The sequence below is a fragment of the Pseudidiomarina sp. PP-1MA genome, assembly GCF_041200125.1.
Lineage (GTDB): Bacteria > Pseudomonadota > Gammaproteobacteria > Enterobacterales > Alteromonadaceae > Pseudidiomarina > Pseudidiomarina fusca.
This window is the reverse complement of sequence record NZ_CP165718.1, coordinates 2233946-2251457: the sequence shown is the minus strand read 5'-3', so window position 1 is coordinate 2251457 and position 17512 is coordinate 2233946. Positions and strand designations below refer to the sequence as shown.

The following is a 17512-nucleotide window of genomic DNA, read 5'->3' as shown; positions in this document are numbered from 1 at the left end:
TGTTTGAACAGGATAACATAAGCATGTCAAAGCCGTACCAAAAGCCTGCTGCTGACGAGCCAGCTTGGTGGTTTATTGTATCCGCGGGCGAACTACTGCTCAGCCCTAGCGATAATCGACCTCCCCATGGGCAGTTAGATCAGTTGCCTTTGCCAGACTTGAATGACTATAAAGTGGTGTTCATTGGCGAGTTGCGTGAGCGCAATTGCTATTTAGTGATGGCTGATTTTGGCGATGCAGAATTTGCTGCTTTGGGCGATTTTCATAGCCTGCGTGAGGTGTTGGTGCAGCAAGATGATGACATGTTTGCCATGGCCGCACGGGCTAAGCAAATAGCAGATTATCTGCAAACCCACCGTTTTTGTGGTCGCTGTGGAGCACGGATGCAAGCAGTTGACTGGGAATTAGCCATGCATTGCCATAGCTGCCAGCATCGTTGTTACCCGCGTATTTCACCTTGCATTATTGTGGCTATTAGAAAAGGCCGTAAGGTGCTGTTAGCGCGCGGTAAACGCCATCCCGAAGGACTGTTTTCAGTCTTGGCTGGGTTTGTTGAGGCGGGCGAAACCTTAGAACAAACGCTAGCCCGAGAAGTTATGGAAGAAGCCGGTATTGAAATCAAAAATCCTCGCTACGTGGCGAGCCAGTCCTGGCCTTTCCCGCATTCGTTGATGATAGGCTACACCGCCGAGTGGCGTAGTGGTGAACTCAGGCTTGATCCGTTTGAACTCGAGCAAGGCGATTGGTTTGATATCGACCAGCTGCCGCGAATCCCGTTACCGGGTACCATCGCCTATAAGCTAATAATGCAATTAAAAGCTGAAATTGATCAGGAAAAATAAGCCATTCGCTGGTAAAATAGCCGGCTAATATCAAGCCGGTTTAATTGGAATAGAGATTCTCATGACTGAATTAAAAAATGACTTGTACTTACGTGCTTTGTTGCGTCAACCCACCGAGCGCACGCCGATCTGGATGATGCGTCAAGCTGGTCGCTATTTACCAGAATACCGCGAGGTACGTAAGCAAGCCGGTGATTTTATGGCTTTGTGTAAAAACCCAGAGCTAGCTTGTGAGGTGACTCTGCAACCATTACGTCGGTTTGGTCTTGATGCTGCGATCTTGTTCTCAGATATTCTTACTATCCCAGATGCGATGGGCTTAGGTTTGTATTTTGAAACCGGTGAAGGTCCTAAATTTGAGCGGCCATTACGTGATTTAGCGGCTATCGAAAAACTAGCGGTGCCAGATCCTGAGTTAGAGTTAGGCTATGTGATGGATGCAGTGCGTACCATTCGCCGTGAGCTAAAAGGTCAGGTGCCATTGATTGGTTTTTCGGGCAGTCCATGGACCTTAGCGACCTACATGGTTGAGGGTGGCAGCACCAAAAACTTCAGTGTCGTGAAAAAAATGATGTTCGCTGAACCTCAAGCGATGCACTTGTTGTTAGATAAGCTGGCGCAGTCAGTGACTAGCTATTTGAATGCGCAAATCGCAGCCGGTGCGCAAGCGGTAATGATCTTTGATACTTGGGGTGGCGTACTAAGCCCACGTGACTACCGTGAGTTTTCGTTGCGCTACATGCAGCAAATCGTCAGTGGATTAACGCGCCACGCCGACGGTCGCCAAGTGCCAGTAACCTTGTTTACCAAAAATGGCGGGGCCTGGTTGGCCGATATGGCAGCAACGGGGTGTGATGCTTTAGGGGTGGATTGGACCACTGATTTAGCTACTGCACGTAGTTTAGTTGGCGACAAAGTTGCACTACAAGGCAACATGGACCCAAGTATTTTGTACGCCTCGCCAGAGCGAATTCGCACAGAAGTTGCAACCATTCTGGCAAGTTATGGTCAAGGTACAGGGCATGTGTTTAACCTCGGTCATGGAATTCACCCTGAAGTGAATCCAGAACATGCTGGCGCCTTTATTGATGCCGTACATGAGCTGAGCCCGGCTTACCATCGTTAAGAGTTTGCGGTAAAGCCCGCTTATTCGGCGGTAAGCGGGCGCTCCTTGCCACAGTACTGCGTTACAATAAGGGTATCTTATTTTTGTAAACGTAGTACTAGAGGGGTTTATGGCCGCACGGAACGTCTTTAATCCAGTCAGCATTGTTGTCCTTATTCTGGCTGCAGCAGTAGCATACTTTTATTGGTTTGCTGAAGTTGCGCCCAAAGAAGAACGTCCACAAAACCCCGTCCCGGTTGAAGTGCAATCTGCGCAAATCAGCGAATTCAGAGATGTGATTGAAGCGCTCGGTACGGCGCAAGCAAATGAATCCATCGTGGTGACTGCCCAAGCCCAAGAAATAGTGATGGCAGTGCACTTTGATGATGGGGATTTTGTTGAGGCCGGGCAGTTGCTCGTGGAGCTAGATTCACGTGAAGAAACCGCACGGGTGCAAGAGCTTAAATTCCGTTTAGCCGAGGCCAACCGTCAGTATCAACGTTTAGTAGACTTACGTCGGCAAAATGCGGCATCGCAGCAACAAGTAGAAACTCAAGATGTGTTAGTGAAAGAGATCATCGCTTCGTTAGAAGTGGCGGAAACGCAACTCGCACAAAAACGCATTGTTGCTCCTTTCAGCGGCCAACTAGGTATTCGCTATGTAAGTGTCGGCTCGTTAGTCGCGCCTGGCGACCAAATTACGACACTTGATGACACGTCACCGATTAAATTAGATTTTAATGTTCCGGAACTTTATTTTGCTAGCTTGAAAGTTGGCCAAGAAGTTGCGGCTCGCAGTGGTGCCTACCCCGGCGAAGAGTTTCGTGGCGTGATCCGCAGTATCGACTCGCGCGTTGACCCATTAACTCGTTCCATTTTAGTTCGAGCTAACATTCCCAACGAAGACAATAAATTACGTCCCGGCATGTTATTGCGGGTGAACCTATTGCGTAGTGTGGACGAAACCATGATCTTGCCAGAAAAGGCGATTGTTCCAGTTCAAGATCAAACCTACGTGTATGTGGTCACCAGCGACAATATGGCCAAGCAAGTGCCAGTTACCGTTGGCCGTCGTAAACCCGGTATTGTTGAAATATTGGATGGGATTAAACCTGGTGACAAGGTGGTTACTGAAGGCATGGTGCGTTTGCGCGACGGTGTTGCAGTCAAGATTCGGGAGGACTAAGCCATGATTTTGTCAGACCTCTCGGTTAAACGACCGGTTTTTGCAGCGGTAGTTAATATTCTGCTGATCGTGTTTGGTATTGTCGCTTTTACCATGCTGCCATTGCGTGAGTACCCAGATATTGACCCGCCGGTAGTATCGATAGACACCAATTACACTGGGGCCTCTGCTGATATCGTAGAAACTCAAATCACTCAGGTCATTGAAGACCGGATTAGCGGTATCGAAGGGATCAAAAGCATCAACTCTAGCAGCCGAAATGGCCGCTCGCGGATCAGCATCGAGTTTGAATTAACTCGTGATATTGATGCCGCCGCAAATGATGTGCGAGACCGTGTATCGCGCGTATTAGATAACTTGCCAGAGCAAGTTGACCCGCCTGAAGTTTCCAAAGCTAACTCAGATGAAAGTACCATCGTTTGGTACAACCTGCGTAGTGAGAGCATGTCGGTACTAGAGCTTACTGACTATGCCGATCGCTACATCGCCGATCGTCTCTCCGTTGTAGACGGCGTAGCGCGGGTGCAACTTGGTGGTGAACGGCGTTACGCCATGCGCATCTGGCTAGACCGCGACGCCATGGCGGCACGTAACATCACTGTCACCGATATAGAAAGCCGCTTACGGTCTGAAAACGTGGAATTGCCAGCTGGTGAAGTGGAGTCGATTGACCGCGAGTTCACGGTGCGGGTGGCTCGAACTTACCTTACCCCAGAGCATTTTGAACGGCTCACCATCAAGCGTGGCGACAATGGGCAATTGGTTCGTTTAGCTGAAGTTGCGCGGATCGAAATGGGGGCCGAGAACGATAAAACTGACTTCCGCGGTAACGGCATCAACATGGTGGGTATCGGGATTGTGAAACAGTCCAAAGCCAACACCTTAGATGTGGTTGAAAATGTGAAGCGGGAGATTGCTATTATTGAGCAAACCCTGCCAGAAACTATGTTTATCGTACCTAGCTACGACTCATCTATCTTCATCAAAGGCTCGATCGACGAGGTTTATAATACCTTGGGTATTGCGATGGCGTTGGTCGTGGTAGTGATTTACTTGTTCTTGGGTAATATCCGCGCCACCTTAATTCCGGCCTTAACCGTTCCGGTAGCTATTATTGCCTCTTATATTGCGCTCTTTGCGATGGGCTTTTCGATCAACTTACTGACGTTGCTAGCATTGGTACTGGCTATCGGTTTAGTCGTCGATGACTCAATTGTGGTATTAGAAAATATTTATCGTCGGATTGAATCTGGCGAGCCACCTTTATTAGCGGCCTATCGCGGTGCTCGTGAAGTGGGTTTCGCAGTTATTGCAACCACCTTAGTGCTGATCTCAGTGTTTGTTCCATTAGCCTTTTTAGATGGCAACATAGGGCAACTGTTTACTGAGTTTGCCTTGGCTATTGCTGCGGCTGTGGCATTCTCAAGTATTGCGGCATTAACCTTGTCGCCCATGCTCAGCTCTAAAATTCTGCGCAAAAAAGAGCGCTCGAGTAAGTTCGGGCAGCTCATGGACCGCGGTTTTGAGAAGCTAGAAAACGGGTATGTCAAACTACTTAAGCGAGTGTTGGCTTATCCGTGGATGTCTGCAGCGTTAGTGGTACTGTCCGGTGTGCTAGCCTTTGGCATGATGAAGTTCATCGAGCAAGAATTTGTACCACCAGAAGACCGAGGCACTTTCTACGTGATGGTGCGCAGTGCCGAAGGTGCTTCATTTGAGTCAAACTCCGCCCATATGCGTGAAATTGAAAGTATTTTATTACCTTATTTAGACCAAGGCAAAATTGATCGGTTAATTATTCGGTCACCGGGTTGGGGCGATTCAGCAGGTATTGCGATTGTTGGTGCGGTACCTTTTGAAGAGCGCGAATGGTCAAGCTTTGAGTTGATGGATGAAGTATCTAAACAGCTTAATGACGTGACTGGGGTGCGAGCCTTTGCCTTCATGCGCAGCGGTATTAGTGGGGGTAACGGGCGTCCGGTGCAGTTTGTCTTGCAAGGTAATACTTACGAGCAATTGGCTGCTTATGCCCAGGTGGTGATAGAAAAAGCTAGCCAGAATCCTAACTTGCTAGATTTAGATACCGATTACAAAGCGACCTTGCCGCAATTACTGATTCGGATTGACCAAGAGCGGGCTTCCGACCTTGGTGTATCGGTGGGAGATATCGGTCGTACCTTAGAAACCATGCTGGGGCAACGGCGTGCAACCACTTATTTGGATCGTGGTGAAGAATACGATGTGATTTTAGAAGGTGAGCGGTCTGACTATCGTAGCCCTACGGCCATCGATAATATCTACGTGCGTTCAACTTCTACTAATCAGCTGATCCCGTTATCGAACTTGGTGACGGTAGATGAACAGGCTACGTCTGGCTCGCTCAATCGTTATAACCGGATGCGTAGTATTACCATTGAAGCCAACTTGGCCGAAGGTTACTCGCTGGGTGAAGCCCTAGGCTATCTAGAAAACATCGTAAAAGCTGAACTGCCTGATGATGTCTCGATTGACTATAAAGGCGAGTCACTGTTGTACAAAGAAAGCGGTAGCTCGGTTATTTTCGTGTTTGTACTAGCCTTGCTGATTGCGTACTTGGTGTTAGCAGCACAATTTGAAAGCTTTGTGCATCCGTTGGTGATCATGTTGATGGTGCCAGTGGCAGTGTTAGGTGCCGTTATCGGCATGTACGCAGCAGATATGACCATCAATATTTACAGCCAAATCGGCATTGTCATGCTGATTGGTTTAGCGGCTAAGAACGGCATCTTGATTGTGGAGTTCGCCAACCAGTTGCGAGATGCCGGTATGCGTTTTGATGATGCGTTAATTCGCGCCTCACAGCAGCGCTTACGACCAATCGTGATGACGGCCTTCACCACCTTGATGAGTTCGGTTCCATTGATACTGGGATCGGGCCCTGGCGCTGAAAGTCGGATGGTGATCGGGGGCGTTATTTTTAGTGGGGTAGCCTTATCAGCCTTCTTAACTATCTTTGTTATTCCTGGGCTGTACTCATTGCTTGCTCGTAACACGACCTCGCCAGAGCAGCTTGCGAATGAGTTAGCTGAGCTAGAGCAACAACATCCGGATACCCGAGCCCACTAATGCTATTGATGACGCAACTGGATGCCCATTAATCCAGTTGCGTCGCTTCTCTTGCGGTTACCGGTAAGCCGCGCAATACATTAGCCGCCAATTGCGGGTTGTTCGTGAAAATCCCATCCACTCCCATCGCTTGTAGTTCCCGCATGTCCTCTGGCTCGTCTACCGTATAGACCAAGACTTTGAGTTGCCGCCGATGGGCGTCAGCAATAAAGGCAGGGGTAACAAAATCGACATCAATATGCACTGACCAAGCATTGAGTTCACTCGCAAAAGCTGCGTAATGAAGCCCACATGAGGACGTGAGTGCACCAATTCTGAATTGCGGGTGGTCGCGTTTAAACTGCTGCAACCAATGGTGATTAAAGCTTGAAATAATGAGTTGTGAGAACTTGAAGTGATGTTGCTTGATGGCATGCAATAAATGCTTGCTCAAGCCACGCTGGATATCCGCGCCTTTGAGCTCAATATTGACGGCACAACGACCATTAATGAAGGCTAGTGCTTCAGCCAGGGTGGGCACCGGTTGTTGCCCAAATACTTGCAGTTGGCGTACCTGGGCTAGGCTTAGATCACTTAAGCGCCCCGGCTGGGCTGCTAAGCGTGCTAAGTAACGGTCATGGAACACAATCCATTCATCAGCCAAGGGATAGACATCTAGCTCAATGCCATCAGCCTGCGCATCGATGGCTGCCGCAAAAGCGGCCAGGGTGTTTTCTGGGGCCGCAAAGCTGGCTCCTCGATGCGCAAAAATAAGCATGCTAACTCATCCTTACTTGGCGATAGGTTATGGGTAAATGGCTAGTCGTCCAAGGTGCCTAAGAGCTCACCCATGCGGGTGACAGAACCAGGCTCTAGCTCATCAGCAAAATCAATCATGTCGTCTGGAAAGGTCAGGATAACCGTAGAGCCAAGTTTGAAGTGACCCATCTCTTCACCTTTTTTCAGCACGATGGCTTGCTCACCTGAGCTCGGATAGTTCCAGCTGTGGACGCTCGGTCCTCGTGGAGGGGTTACGGTACCTGACCATACGGTGCCAATGCTGGCGACAATGGTGGCGCCAACCAAGACCATCGCAAAGGGGCCATGTTCGCTATCAAAAATACAAACCACGCGTTCGTTGCGTGCAAAAAGATTGGGTACATTGGCTGCGGTGAAAGGATTTACTGAGTACAAATCACCCGGCACATAAATCATTTTACGCAACACGCCATCACAAGGCATGTGAATACGGTGATAATCTTTCGGCGCTAAATAAATGGTCGCAAAATCACCACTTTTAAATGGATGGGAGTCTCGTGGGTCACCACCAAGCAGTTCAGTTAAGCTGTAATCGTGCCCTTTAGCTTGAAAAATCCGGCCATCTTCGATGTCGCCTAACTGGCTAATAGCACCGTCAACTGGATGAGCAAACTCATGTTTGGCAGCTGCTTTTAAGGGGCGCAATTCAGGTTTGAGCTGGCGCGTGAAAAACTCATTAAAGGTTTTGTAGGCGCGCGGGTCTTCGTGCAGCGCCTCGCTCATATTGATCTTGTATTGGCGGATAAACCAACGAATAAACAGCTGGGTAAACCAACCGGCTTTGGCTGCCGCAAAACGACCCACTAAGCGAGATAACGCATGCTTGGGGGTCCAATGTTGAGCTTGAATTTTTACCGAATCCCAGTTCACGATTTTTTTCCTCGAGGTGTTACGCGCGATGGCTTTTTCAGCGTCATCGACTCAATGATACGGTGAAAATTGTACATGCGCAGCGCATATAAATCACCTGTTTCTACGGCCTGTTGTAACGCACACTCAGGATCATCTAAGTGTTTGCAGTCACGAAATTTACAACGCCCTAAATAGGGTCGAAAATCTTTAAAGCACCAAGCCACGCGTTCGGGCTCTAAGTGCCAAAGGGCAAACTCCCGAATACCAGGCGAATCGATTAACACACCGCCATTGGGCAGCGGGTAACGCGTAGCAACGGTTGTGGTATGTTGACCTAAGCCAGAGTTATCTGAAACGGCGCCTACTTCTGCGTCTATTTCGGGCAGTAACGCGTTAACAAGTGAGGACTTACCAACCCCAGACTGACCGACCACAATAGATACATGGTCATCTAACACCTGTTGCAAACTTATCAGGCTAGCGGCTTGTTTGGCGCTCACTTGTAGTACTTGATAGCCAATCGCCTGATACATGGCCAGTGCAGATTGAATCTCAGCAGCTGCATCGGCTTCAATGTCAGTTAATAAGTCAGCTTTATTGAGAATGATCACTGGGGTGACTTCAATGTCCTCGCAAGCGACTAAGTAGCGATCAATGATTTGCGTTGAAAAAGCCGGCAATACGCTAGACACAATCAAAATCTGATCGACATTTGCGGCTACAGGCTTCAAGCCATCATAGTAATCAGGGCGGCTTAGTAATGAGCTGCGTGGCTGTACCGCCTCGATCACACCGACTACATCGTTGGTGCTCTGTTGCAAACGCCGCCATACCACCACATCACCACACACTAAGGAGTCTACCGAGCGGCGAATATGGCAACGTAGATCGGGCTCGGTGGGGGTGCAGATAATGGCCTGCTGGCCAAAGCGGCTAACCACAGTTCCTGCTTCAGGAGCTCCTAAACTAGAGGCATCTGTCTCTAATTCAGGCGTGGCTGGGGCTTCAGCTTGTTGCAGACGCTTTTGTTGATTGGCCTGCATCCGTCGTAGTTGACCTTTATTGAGCTTGCGTTGTTTCGCCATGTAAAATTAATTCCGCTAAACACTAGCCATAATCATACATTATTACGCACAATAGTGCTTTAAACTTCATCAGCATAGCCGTTAAGGAACTACTATGAGCGCAGCCGCACGGTTGATTTGGATTGACCTCGAGATGACAGGGCTTGAGCCTGACCATGACCATATCATTGAAATCGCCACCATCATCACCGATTACCAGTTGAACGTACTGGCTGAAGGGCCCGTCTTAGCGGTGTATCAACCGCCAGCTCATTTGGCCAAGATGGATGATTGGAATGTGCGCACGCACACGGGTTCTGGTTTAGTGCAGCGAGTGCAAGAAAGCACCTTAGATGATGCTGCTGCCGAGCAGGCGACCATTGAGTTTCTACAACAGTGGGTTACCCCTGGAACATCGCCCATGTGTGGTAATAGTATCGGTCAAGATCGCCGTTTTTTAGCGCGTCATATGCCTAAACTTGAGCAGTTTTTTCATTATCGCAATTTAGATGTTAGTACGGTAAAGCAACTGGCGAAATACTGGGCGCCAGACGTGGCGGCGGGCTTAACGAAACAGGGCGCCCATACCGCTCTAGCAGATATTCGTGAATCGATAGAAGAGCTCAAATATTATCGTGAGCATTTTTTCAAATTACCTGAATAGCTCTGAATTGCGACTGGGTTGTTGGTAATTAGTACAACAATCGACGGAAATCCGCACAAAGCGTCATAAACATGCAAAAAAGGGGTTGACGAAAAAAGGCGAATCCGTAGAATACGCCCTCGTTGACGATTGCGAGAATAGCTCAGCTGGTAGAGCACAACCTTGCCAAGGTTGGGGTCGCGAGTTCGAATCTCGTTTCTCGCTCCAACGTCGACATCTGCGAGAATAGCTCAGCTGGTAGAGCACAACCTTGCCAAGGTTGGGGTCGCGAGTTCGAATCTCGTTTCTCGCTCCAAATTCCGAAAACCCGAAAGCCCCAGGCTTTCGGGTTTTTTTGTGCCTGTTATTTAGCCTTTTTAATTTATAAACGCATATATATGGCAATCCATATATGTCTTGCATTACATATGGATTGCCATATATGATGAGCCTCATGAAGTTATATATGAGGTAGCAATGAAGGTCTTATTCCTATGTACCGCCAATTCTGCGCGGTCACTGCTCGCGGAAGCCATTATGCGGCAATTTGCTGATCCTGAAGATGTGATTGCCAGCGCTGGCACGGCGCCTGCTCAGATCAATCCAGCCGTGATCTCAACCCTGTCCGCCATGAATATCGATACCAGCGGTTTACGTGCAAAACATTTGGATGAATTTGCAGATAGCCGTTTTGATTATGTGATTAGTTTATGTGATAGGGCACGACATGAGTGTCAAAGCGACTATTCAGGTAGTCAGTTCATTGCTTGGGATTTTCCTGATCCTACCAGCAGTAACGATAGCCAAGCTTTTCAACGCACCGCGCAAGAACTCAGTGAGCGGATTCGGATGTTCTTGCTGATTCAACGCAAGCGAGCAGGACAAGCGCATTTATTTAATCGCCCCGAAGAACTTTTTAAGGTACTGGCAGAGCCGTTAAGACTGACCATAATTTGCATACTCGCCAGTGGCACCGAACGCTGTGTGTGCGACTTGGTAGAACTAACCGGAATGTCGCAACCTAAGGTCTCTCGCCATTTAGCGCAATTACGAGATTACGGTTTGTTGTTAGACCGTAAAGATCAGCGCTGGGTTTATTATCGCTTGAATCCGGCGCTGCCGGACTGGATGAAAAAAGTAATCGCTGCTACTGCAGATTACAATCCACAGCTAGCAGTAGCCCAACACTGTGCGTGCGTTACTAACGCTACGCCAAAGGAGGAAGTATGACAGTAAAAGTAGGTATTAACGGATTAGGACGAATTGGTCGCTTGGCCTTACGAATAGCCTGGCAAAATCCAGCCTTAGAAATTGTTCAAGTCAACGACCCTGGCGCTGCAGCAGAGACCTTTGCGCATTTGCTCAATTTTGATTCCGTACACGGCCGCTGGGAGCATGAAGCAAGTGCGGTGGATGGAAACTTACAGATTGGCGGCAACATCATCAAGTTTTCACAATACAAAACTATCGCAGAAAACGATTGGTCAGGTTGCGATATCGTGCTTGAAGCGTCCGGCAAAATGAAGACGGTAGCTGTGCTCAACGAATACCTGCAGCAAGGCGTGAAGCGGGTGGTGGTGTCTGCGCCAGTCAAAGAAGCAGGTGCGTTAAATCTAGTGATGGGAGTTAATGACCATCTTTATGATGCTGCGAAACACCGGATTATTACCGCTGCATCCTGCACCACCAATTGTTTAGCGCCAGTGGTGAAGGTTCTGCAAGATAACATAGGTATCAAGCACGGCTCGATCACCACGATTCATGATTTGACCAACACCCAGAGTATTCTAGATGCACCACATAAGGATTTACGTCGTGCACGTGCTTGTGGCATGAGCTTGATTCCAACTTCGACCGGTTCGGCCACCGCGATAGTGGAAATTTTCCCCGAGCTGAAAGGTAAGCTTGATGGCCATGCGGTGCGAGTGCCATTGGCGAATGCCTCGCTAACCGACTGTGTGTTTGAAGTGAATAGAGCAACCACAGTAGCAGAGGTGAATGGTTGGCTAAAAGAGGCTGCTGAGCATCAATTGCAGGGGGTTTTAGGCTACGAAGAACGGCCTTTAGTGTCCATTGATTACAAAACCGATCCGCGTTCGAGCATTATTGATGCCCTATCAACCCAGGTTATTAATGGTACCCAAGTAAAAATTTACGCATGGTATGACAACGAATGGGGCTATGCCAACCGTACCGTTGAATTAATTGAGAAGGTGGCGTAAATGCTGCAGCAGTTATCACCAGCCGTGCGTCAATACTTACTAGTCACGGGTAATTATTGGGCCTTTACTCTCACCGACGGTGCCTTGCGCATGCTGGTGGTGCTGCACTTTCATCAGTTGGGCTACAGTGCTTTAGCGGTAGCTATGCTGTTTGTTTTTTATGAGCTGTTTGGGGTGATTACCAATTTAGTTGGTGGTTGGTTAGGGGCCCGTTGGGGCTTGAATCGCACCATGAATATTGGTTTAGCTATTCAGTTGATGGCATTAGCTATGCTGTTAGTGCCAAGCCACTGGCTCACAGTGCTCTGGGTCATGTTGGCGCAAGCGTTGTCGGGGATTGCCAAAGATCTTAATAAAATGAGTGCTAAAAGTACCATCAAATTGCTGGTGCCAAACACCCAACAAGGCCAGTTGTATAAGTGGGTGGCGATATTGACGGGTTCTAAAAACGCCTTAAAAGGAGTCGGCTTTTTTGCCGGTGGGCTGTTGCTCACTTTACTTGGCTTTCAAGGTGCCGTATTGGTGATGTTGAGCATGCTAAGTGCGGTATGGTTAGCCAGTTTGTGGTTGTTGCGTAGCGATACCGGCAAAGCCACCTTTAAACCTAAATTCCGTGATTTACTCTCCAAGAGTAGACCCATCAATATTTTGGCTTTGGCAAGAATGTTGCTGTTTGGTGCTCGTGATGTTTGGTTTGTTGTGGCGTTGCCAGTCTATCTAGCTAGTCATTTGCAATGGCAGCATTGGCAGGTAGGGAGTTTTCTCGCAGTCTGGGTTATAGGATATGGTATCGTGCAAGCCAGCGCACCTCAGTTAACTGCAAAGTCAGCAGCTACGCCAACACGACAAGCAATAGGTTGGGGCGCTGCATTAACGGTCAGTCCGCTGCTATTGGCTTTGGCTTTGTGGCTGCAACTGCCGTTAGCGACCAGTATGATGCTGGGGTTAGGTCTCTTTGGTATTTTGTTTGCGGTGAACTCATCCATACACAGCTACCTTATCGTAGCCTTTGCTCGTAGTGATGGTGTTTCTTTGGATGTAGGTTTCTATTACATGGCCAATGCCATGGGGCGGTTATTAGGCACGCTACTGTCAGGTTGGGTTTATCAACAATGGGGGTTTATCGCCTGTCTCATTATTTCCACGGTGTTGCTGTTTGGCTCGACGCTAGTAGTCGCCAAATTACCTGTCCTATCAGGGGCGCAACAATAGTACCAACAGCGGTTGTCGCCATGGTCGTAGCTCAACTTGGCGGGTGTCGAGTGCGACTGCGGTGACTAAAAACTCGGAGCCATGTCGTACAAACTCGCTGGTAAGTAAGTAGGTATCGGTACCACTTACATGCTTGAGTTGTTTAACATTATCGGCGTGGGTTGGGTGTTGCAGCCAAGCTTTGAGTTGAGCGGGAGTGGGTAAATACCCCTGCAGTTCATCGCCAGGCAATTGACGAAAATCAAAAGCCGAGAGTAATTGAGGATCACCTTCGCAGTTATGACCTCGCACCTGTTGCCCATAGAAACATACTGGGATAGGGCCTGTTGATGCTGAGCTAGAGGGCGGTGAACTAGCCAGCTCGTTAGTCAGTACCTGCGGACTAAAACAAACCAGTAGCAGCCCAGCGCAGGCGCTAATAAAGTTGTTACTGGGCTGTTTAGCAGTTGCTGCTGAGACCATTAAATTTCCTTCAGCATGGCCCAAAATAGCCAGATCCAGCCAACGATAAAACATAAGCCACCCACGGGAGTTATCGGTCCAAAAAATTTATGACCTGTCAGTGCCAGCAAATATAAGCTACCCGAAAATAAAATAATCCCTGCTAATAACAGCCAACCGCCGGTGCGTAAACCACCTGAATTCGGATACGGAATCATCAACACAGCCACCATGAGTAATCCCAATGCGTGGTAGATTTGATATTGGACGCCAGTATTAAACACCGCTAGCATGTCTGCAGTTAACCATGTTTTTAGGCTATGTGCCCCAAATGCTCCAAGAATTACCCCAATAGCCATATTGATTGCACCGAGCATAACGAATAACTTCATAGCTATGAACCTTATCTTATTTTGATACTGCCCCAAAGGAGCCACCATGTTGGTACAGAATGCCGCAGAAGCACTTGCTATTCTAGAGGATAACGATGTTATTTGGTGTCAATCTATGGCAGCAACCCCTTACAAATTGCTGCAAGGCTTAGCAGAGGTCGCGCCACATCGACAAAACTTAACGTTACTGCAATTGCATACGGAGCATAGTGAGATTCTTTCGGATCCTGCTTTAGTTGGCCATCTGCGTCAACGTGCTTTCTTTGTCGGTAAATCTACTCGCGCTGCCGTGCAGCAAGGCTTAGCCGACTATGTGCCGATATTTTTATCTGAAATTCCTAAGTTATTTCGCTCGGGTGAGCAGCCCCTTGATGCCGTGTTAATTCAGGTATCGCCACCTGATGCGCATGGCTATTGTAGTTTGGGGATTTCAGTTGAAGCTACCCGCGCCGCGTTGCAGGTGGCGCGTAAAGTCATTGCTTGGGTGAACCCGCACATGCCACGTACCCACGGTGATTCTTTTATTTCGATTAATCAGATTGATCGTTATTTTGAATCGGCAGCGCCGATGCCAATCCATCAACAACCGGCTCAGAATGCGGTGACGCAAAAAATCGGCGAGCGTGTAGCTGGGCTGATTAATGATGGCGATTGCCTGCAGATGGGGATCGGTGCTATTCCCGATGCGACCTTAGCTTGCTTGGGCAATCACAAAGACTTAGGCATTCATACCGAGATGTTCTCTGATGGGGTATTACCCTTGGTGGCTAGCGGCGTGATCAATAACTCCCGTAAGCGCAAACATCGAGGTCGTATCGTTACCACGTTCGCCATGGGGAGTCAGAAGCTGTACGATTTTGTGCATGATAATCCACAAGTTGCCTTTTTAGACGTTGAATATACCAACGATACCTCGGTGATTCGCCAGAATAAGCAAGTAATGGCGATTAATAGTGCCTTACAAATCGACCTCAGCGGCCAAGTATGCGCTGACTCTATGGGAACTAGTATTTACTCAGGTGTGGGCGGGCAAATGGACTTTGTGCGAGGTGCTAGCCTGTCGGAAGGTGGTCGTTCAGTGATTGCTCTCCCCGCGACCGCCTGCGGTGGCAAAGTATCAAGGATCAGTTCGTTGTTGAGTCCGGGCGCTGGAGTTGTTACGACGCGCGCTCACGTACACTATGTCGTGACTGAATTTGGTGTGGCTAACTTACGTGCTAAGAGTTTATCTGAGCGTGCTAGTCAATTGATTAACATCGCGGCCCCTGAATTCCGTGAACAATTAGCTAAGGCTGCATGGGATGATTGGGGTTTAAAGGTATCGATTTAATATTTTGCGCAATGATAACGTTAGCTGCTGAGTTGATTATTCTCCGTTAAGTCGGCCGCCATCGAAGCTATAAGCGGAGTGCCTACTACTCTATTGTAGGTACTCCCATTAGCACAATAACCTCACTCTCTTCAGTGACATGGATCAAATATTAACCATCGTCTATGCTTAATATTAGACACGGTAGTCTCATGATTCATCTGTCCAAAGGAGGACCTTCGATGAAAGCTTTAACTAACCACTCTGTAAAACCAAAGTTGTTCCCGAAAGTATCTTTAATGGCTGCGACCTTAGGCTTGATGTTTTTTGCATCTAGCAGTCCAGTGCTCGCTGATGATGATGGTAAAAAAGCCTATGAAACCAATTGCCAGGCTTGTCACCAAGCAACGGGTAAAGGTCTAGCTGGTGCTTTTCCTCCGTTAGCCGGTAATCCACATGTAACTGGTGATAAATTACACGTTGTGCGCACCGTATTAAAAGGTATGACAGGCCCGCTTGAAGTCAATGGCCAGAAGTACAATGCAGTGATGCCCCCCATGCAGCATATCAGTGACGAAGAAATTGCTGATATTGCTAACTATGTGCTCAATAGCTGGGGTAACAAAGGTGCCAAGGTTACTGAGCAAGAAGTAGAAAATGTGCGGGTAGAGTTAGGCCTTAAAGATCGTGCCGAAGGTCAACCTCACGCAGGTTCTACCGCTGCTGAAGTGGGCTACAAAGGTGCTCCATCACCGATTTCTGGTGGCAAGATGATGAGAACTGCTGGCGCCCCAGATATTAGTGAAGAAGAGTTTGCGCAAGCCCAAGAAATTTACTTCCAACGCTGCGCTGGTTGTCATGGGGTGTTACGTAAAGGCGCAACTGGTCTACCTTTAACTACTGATATCACCCAGAAGAAAGGCACGGATTACCTTAAAGCCCTGATTAACTTTGGGTCACCAGGTGGTATGCCAAACTGGGGTACCTCAGGTGAATTAACTGAGCAGCAAATTGACATGATGGCGCGCTTCTTACAGCACGAGCCACCTACTCCTCCTGAGTGGGGTATGAAAGAGATGAAAGATAGTTGGGTGGTGCACGTGAAGCCAGAAGATCGCCCAGCCAAGCCTCAGCATGATTATGACGTAGATAACATGTTTGCGGTTACGCTGCGTGATGCCGGCGAAGTAGCCATTATTGATGGTGCTAGCAAAAAAGTACTCAACTACGTGAAAACTGGGTATGCGGTGCACATCTCTCGTGCTTCTAGCTCAGGTCGTTATTTCACCACCATAGGTCGTGACGGTAAGATTGATCTGATCGATTTATACATGTTCCCGCCACAAGTAGTCGCAGAAATTAAGATTGGTCTTGAAGCTCGCTCAGTAGAGAACTCTCGTTATAAAGGTTACGAGGATAAGATCGCGATAGCTGGTGCTTATTGGCCGCCACACTATGTACTTATGGATGGTCAGTCGTTAGAGCCGAAGAAAATTGTATCGACTCGCGGTATGACTGTGGATACTCAAGAGTATCACCCAGAGCCTCGAGTAGCTGCAATTGTTGGTTCGCATAAACACCCTGAGTTTATCGTTAACGTGAAAGAAACTGGTCAAATTAAACTGGTGGACTATTCAGATATCGATAACTTAAGCGTGACTACTATTGATGCGGCGCCGTTCTTACATGACGGCGGTTGGGATCGGTCTGGTCGTTACTTTATGACTGCTGCCAACGAGAACGACACCATTGCAGTAGTGGATGCGTTAGAGCGTGAATTAGAAGCTCTAATTCCGGTAAAACGGATTCCGCACCCAGGTCGTGGCGCTAATTTTGTTGACCCTAAATACGGTCCGGTTTGGGCAACTAGTGCATTAGGTAATGCAGATATCACGCTGATTGGTACTGACCCTGAGCAGCATAAAGACAACGCCTTTAAAGTTGTCCGCGTGTTAGAAGGTCAAGGTGGTGGTTCGTTGTTCATCAAAACCCACCCGAAATCAAAAAACCTTTGGGTAGATACTCCATTTAACCCTGATGCAAAAATTGCTCAGTCGGTAGCTGTCTTCAATATTGACAACCTAGACGCTGGTTTTGACACCTTACCGATTGGTGAGTGGGCTGATTTAGGTCCGGGTCCAAAACGGATCGTGCAACCTGAATACAACATGGCCGGTGATGAAGTTTGGTTCTCGGTATGGAGTGGTCAGGAAGAAGAGTCGGCGATTGTGATTGTGGACGACAAAACTCGTAAGCTGAAGCATGTCATTAAGGGGGAGAAAATGGTCACTCCAACTGGCAAGTTTAACAACTACAATACTCGCAACGAGGTCTATTAATA

15 protein-coding genes and 2 tRNA genes are annotated in these 17512 nt (G+C 48.2%); 12 read left to right on the top strand and 5 right to left on the bottom strand.

Features of this window, described 5'->3' with window-relative positions; translation table 11 throughout:
- The first annotated feature begins 23 nt into the window (after window positions 1-23).
- The 4 genes from nudC (at window position 24) to AB8S08_RS10645 (ending at window position 6238) form a co-directional block, all read left to right on the top strand.
- Window positions 24-842, top strand: a complete 819-nt coding sequence (nudC, locus tag AB8S08_RS10660) for an NAD(+) diphosphatase (protein ID WP_110075629.1) — start codon at window positions 24-26, stop codon at window positions 840-842.
- 61 nt (window positions 843-903) lie between these two features.
- On the top strand, window positions 904-1968 hold the full coding sequence (hemE, locus tag AB8S08_RS10655) for a uroporphyrinogen decarboxylase (RefSeq protein ID WP_369742720.1): 1065 nt from the start codon (window positions 904-906) through the stop codon (window positions 1966-1968).
- A gap of 109 nt (window positions 1969-2077) precedes the next feature.
- Window positions 2078-3133 carry an efflux RND transporter periplasmic adaptor subunit gene (locus AB8S08_RS10650; protein ID WP_110075464.1) on the top strand — a complete coding sequence of 352 codons (1056 nt, stop codon included), beginning with the start codon at window positions 2078-2080 and terminating at the stop codon, window positions 3131-3133.
- A 3-nt stretch (window positions 3134-3136) separates the two neighbouring features.
- A complete protein-coding gene (locus tag AB8S08_RS10645) occupies window positions 3137-6238 on the top strand; it encodes an efflux RND transporter permease subunit (protein ID WP_369742719.1) in 3102 nt (1033 codons plus the stop codon).
- A 28-nt stretch (window positions 6239-6266) separates the two neighbouring features.
- Here AB8S08_RS10645 and AB8S08_RS10640 read toward each other — a convergent pair whose 3' ends face one another.
- From AB8S08_RS10640 to rsgA, 3 genes are read right to left on the bottom strand one after another with little or no spacing between them, the layout of a single operon-like run.
- On the bottom strand, window positions 6267-6995 hold the full coding sequence (locus tag AB8S08_RS10640) for a glycerophosphodiester phosphodiesterase (RefSeq protein WP_153827096.1): 729 nt from the start codon (window positions 6993-6995) through the stop codon (window positions 6267-6269).
- Window positions 6996-7036: 41 nt separating this feature from the next.
- On the bottom strand, window positions 7037-7906 hold the full coding sequence (gene asd, locus AB8S08_RS10635) for an archaetidylserine decarboxylase (protein WP_369742718.1): 870 nt from the start codon (window positions 7904-7906) through the stop codon (window positions 7037-7039).
- On the bottom strand, window positions 7903-8973 hold the full coding sequence (rsgA, locus tag AB8S08_RS10630) for a small ribosomal subunit biogenesis GTPase RsgA (protein ID WP_369742717.1): 1071 nt from the start codon (window positions 8971-8973) through the stop codon (window positions 7903-7905). The genes asd and rsgA overlap by 4 nt, the downstream gene beginning before the upstream one ends.
- A 94-nt stretch (window positions 8974-9067) precedes the next feature.
- Between rsgA and orn the strand changes: the two genes are divergently transcribed.
- The 6 genes from orn (at window position 9068) to arsJ (ending at window position 13029) form a co-directional block, all read left to right on the top strand.
- Window positions 9068-9616: an oligoribonuclease gene (gene orn, locus AB8S08_RS10625; RefSeq protein WP_110075459.1), complete on the top strand. Its 549-nt coding sequence runs from the start codon at window positions 9068-9070 to the stop codon at window positions 9614-9616.
- A 131-nt stretch (window positions 9617-9747) separates the two neighbouring features.
- Window positions 9748-9823 (top strand) — tRNA-Gly (locus AB8S08_RS10620).
- 12 nt (window positions 9824-9835) lie between these two features.
- Window positions 9836-9911: transfer RNA gene (locus AB8S08_RS10615), tRNA-Gly, on the top strand.
- Between the two features lie 161 nt (window positions 9912-10072).
- Complete coding sequence (locus AB8S08_RS10610) at window positions 10073-10825, top strand: metalloregulator ArsR/SmtB family transcription factor (RefSeq protein WP_369742716.1); 753 nt, start codon at window positions 10073-10075, stop codon at window positions 10823-10825.
- Window positions 10822-11817: an ArsJ-associated glyceraldehyde-3-phosphate dehydrogenase gene (locus AB8S08_RS10605; protein ID WP_369742715.1), complete on the top strand. Its 996-nt coding sequence runs from the start codon at window positions 10822-10824 to the stop codon at window positions 11815-11817. The genes AB8S08_RS10610 and AB8S08_RS10605 overlap by 4 nt, the downstream gene beginning before the upstream one ends.
- Entirely contained in the window at window positions 11818-13029 is a 1212-nt protein-coding gene (gene arsJ, locus AB8S08_RS10600; protein ID WP_369742714.1) for an organoarsenical effux MFS transporter ArsJ, read from the top strand.
- Here arsJ and AB8S08_RS10595 read toward each other — a convergent pair.
- Both AB8S08_RS10595 and AB8S08_RS10590 read right to left on the bottom strand, forming a co-directional pair.
- Window positions 13012-13491 carry a hypothetical protein gene (locus AB8S08_RS10595; RefSeq protein ID WP_369742713.1) on the bottom strand — a complete coding sequence of 160 codons (480 nt, stop codon included), beginning with the start codon at window positions 13489-13491 and terminating at the stop codon, window positions 13012-13014. The genes arsJ and AB8S08_RS10595 overlap by 18 nt on opposite strands.
- A complete protein-coding gene (locus AB8S08_RS10590; RefSeq protein WP_153827101.1) occupies window positions 13491-13862 on the bottom strand; it encodes a DUF423 domain-containing protein in 372 nt (123 codons plus the stop codon). Before AB8S08_RS10590 ends, AB8S08_RS10595 begins: the two co-directional genes overlap by 1 nt.
- 46 nt (window positions 13863-13908) lie before the next feature.
- On the opposite strand from AB8S08_RS10590, the gene AB8S08_RS10585 reads away from it, so the two are divergent.
- Both AB8S08_RS10585 and AB8S08_RS10580 read left to right on the top strand, forming a co-directional pair.
- Window positions 13909-15192 (top strand): acetyl-CoA hydrolase/transferase family protein, encoded by a 1284-nt coding sequence (locus AB8S08_RS10585; protein ID WP_369742712.1) that lies wholly within the window; start codon window positions 13909-13911, stop codon window positions 15190-15192.
- Window positions 15193-15413: 221 nt separating this feature from the next.
- The gene (locus AB8S08_RS10580) at window positions 15414-17510 is read left to right on the top strand and encodes a cytochrome D1 domain-containing protein (RefSeq protein ID WP_369742711.1); all 2097 of its coding nucleotides are present in this window, start codon (window positions 15414-15416) and stop codon (window positions 17508-17510) included.
- Window positions 17511-17512 lie beyond the last annotated feature (2 nt).

Excerpts from the sequence above, each read along its gene's own strand:
- rsgA (WP_369742717.1), bottom strand. The coding sequence starts at position 8,973 with ATGGCGAAACAACGCAAGCTCAATAAAGGTCAACTACGACGGATGCAG.
- arsJ (WP_369742714.1), top strand. The coding sequence starts at position 11,818 with ATGCTGCAGCAGTTATCACCAGCCGTGCGTCAATACTTACTAGTCACG.
- orn (WP_110075459.1), top strand. The coding sequence starts at position 9,068 with ATGAGCGCAGCCGCACGGTTGATTTGGATTGACCTCGAGATGACAGGG.
- AB8S08_RS10610 (WP_369742716.1), top strand. The coding sequence starts at position 10,073 with ATGAAGGTCTTATTCCTATGTACCGCCAATTCTGCGCGGTCACTGCTC.
- AB8S08_RS10595 (WP_369742713.1), bottom strand. The coding sequence starts at position 13,491 with ATGGTCTCAGCAGCAACTGCTAAACAGCCCAGTAACAACTTTATTAGC.
- AB8S08_RS10590 (WP_153827101.1), bottom strand. The coding sequence starts at position 13,862 with ATGAAGTTATTCGTTATGCTCGGTGCAATCAATATGGCTATTGGGGTA.
- nudC (WP_110075629.1), top strand. The coding sequence starts at position 24 with ATGTCAAAGCCGTACCAAAAGCCTGCTGCTGACGAGCCAGCTTGGTGG.
- AB8S08_RS10605 (WP_369742715.1), top strand. The coding sequence starts at position 10,822 with ATGACAGTAAAAGTAGGTATTAACGGATTAGGACGAATTGGTCGCTTG.
- hemE (WP_369742720.1), top strand. The coding sequence starts at position 904 with ATGACTGAATTAAAAAATGACTTGTACTTACGTGCTTTGTTGCGTCAA.
- AB8S08_RS10645 (WP_369742719.1), top strand. The coding sequence starts at position 3,137 with ATGATTTTGTCAGACCTCTCGGTTAAACGACCGGTTTTTGCAGCGGTA.
- AB8S08_RS10580 (WP_369742711.1), top strand. The coding sequence starts at position 15,414 with ATGAAAGCTTTAACTAACCACTCTGTAAAACCAAAGTTGTTCCCGAAA.
- AB8S08_RS10585 (WP_369742712.1), top strand. The coding sequence starts at position 13,909 with ATGTTGGTACAGAATGCCGCAGAAGCACTTGCTATTCTAGAGGATAAC.
- AB8S08_RS10640 (WP_153827096.1), bottom strand. The coding sequence starts at position 6,995 with ATGCTTATTTTTGCGCATCGAGGAGCCAGCTTTGCGGCCCCAGAAAAC.
- AB8S08_RS10650 (WP_110075464.1), top strand. The coding sequence starts at position 2,078 with ATGGCCGCACGGAACGTCTTTAATCCAGTCAGCATTGTTGTCCTTATT.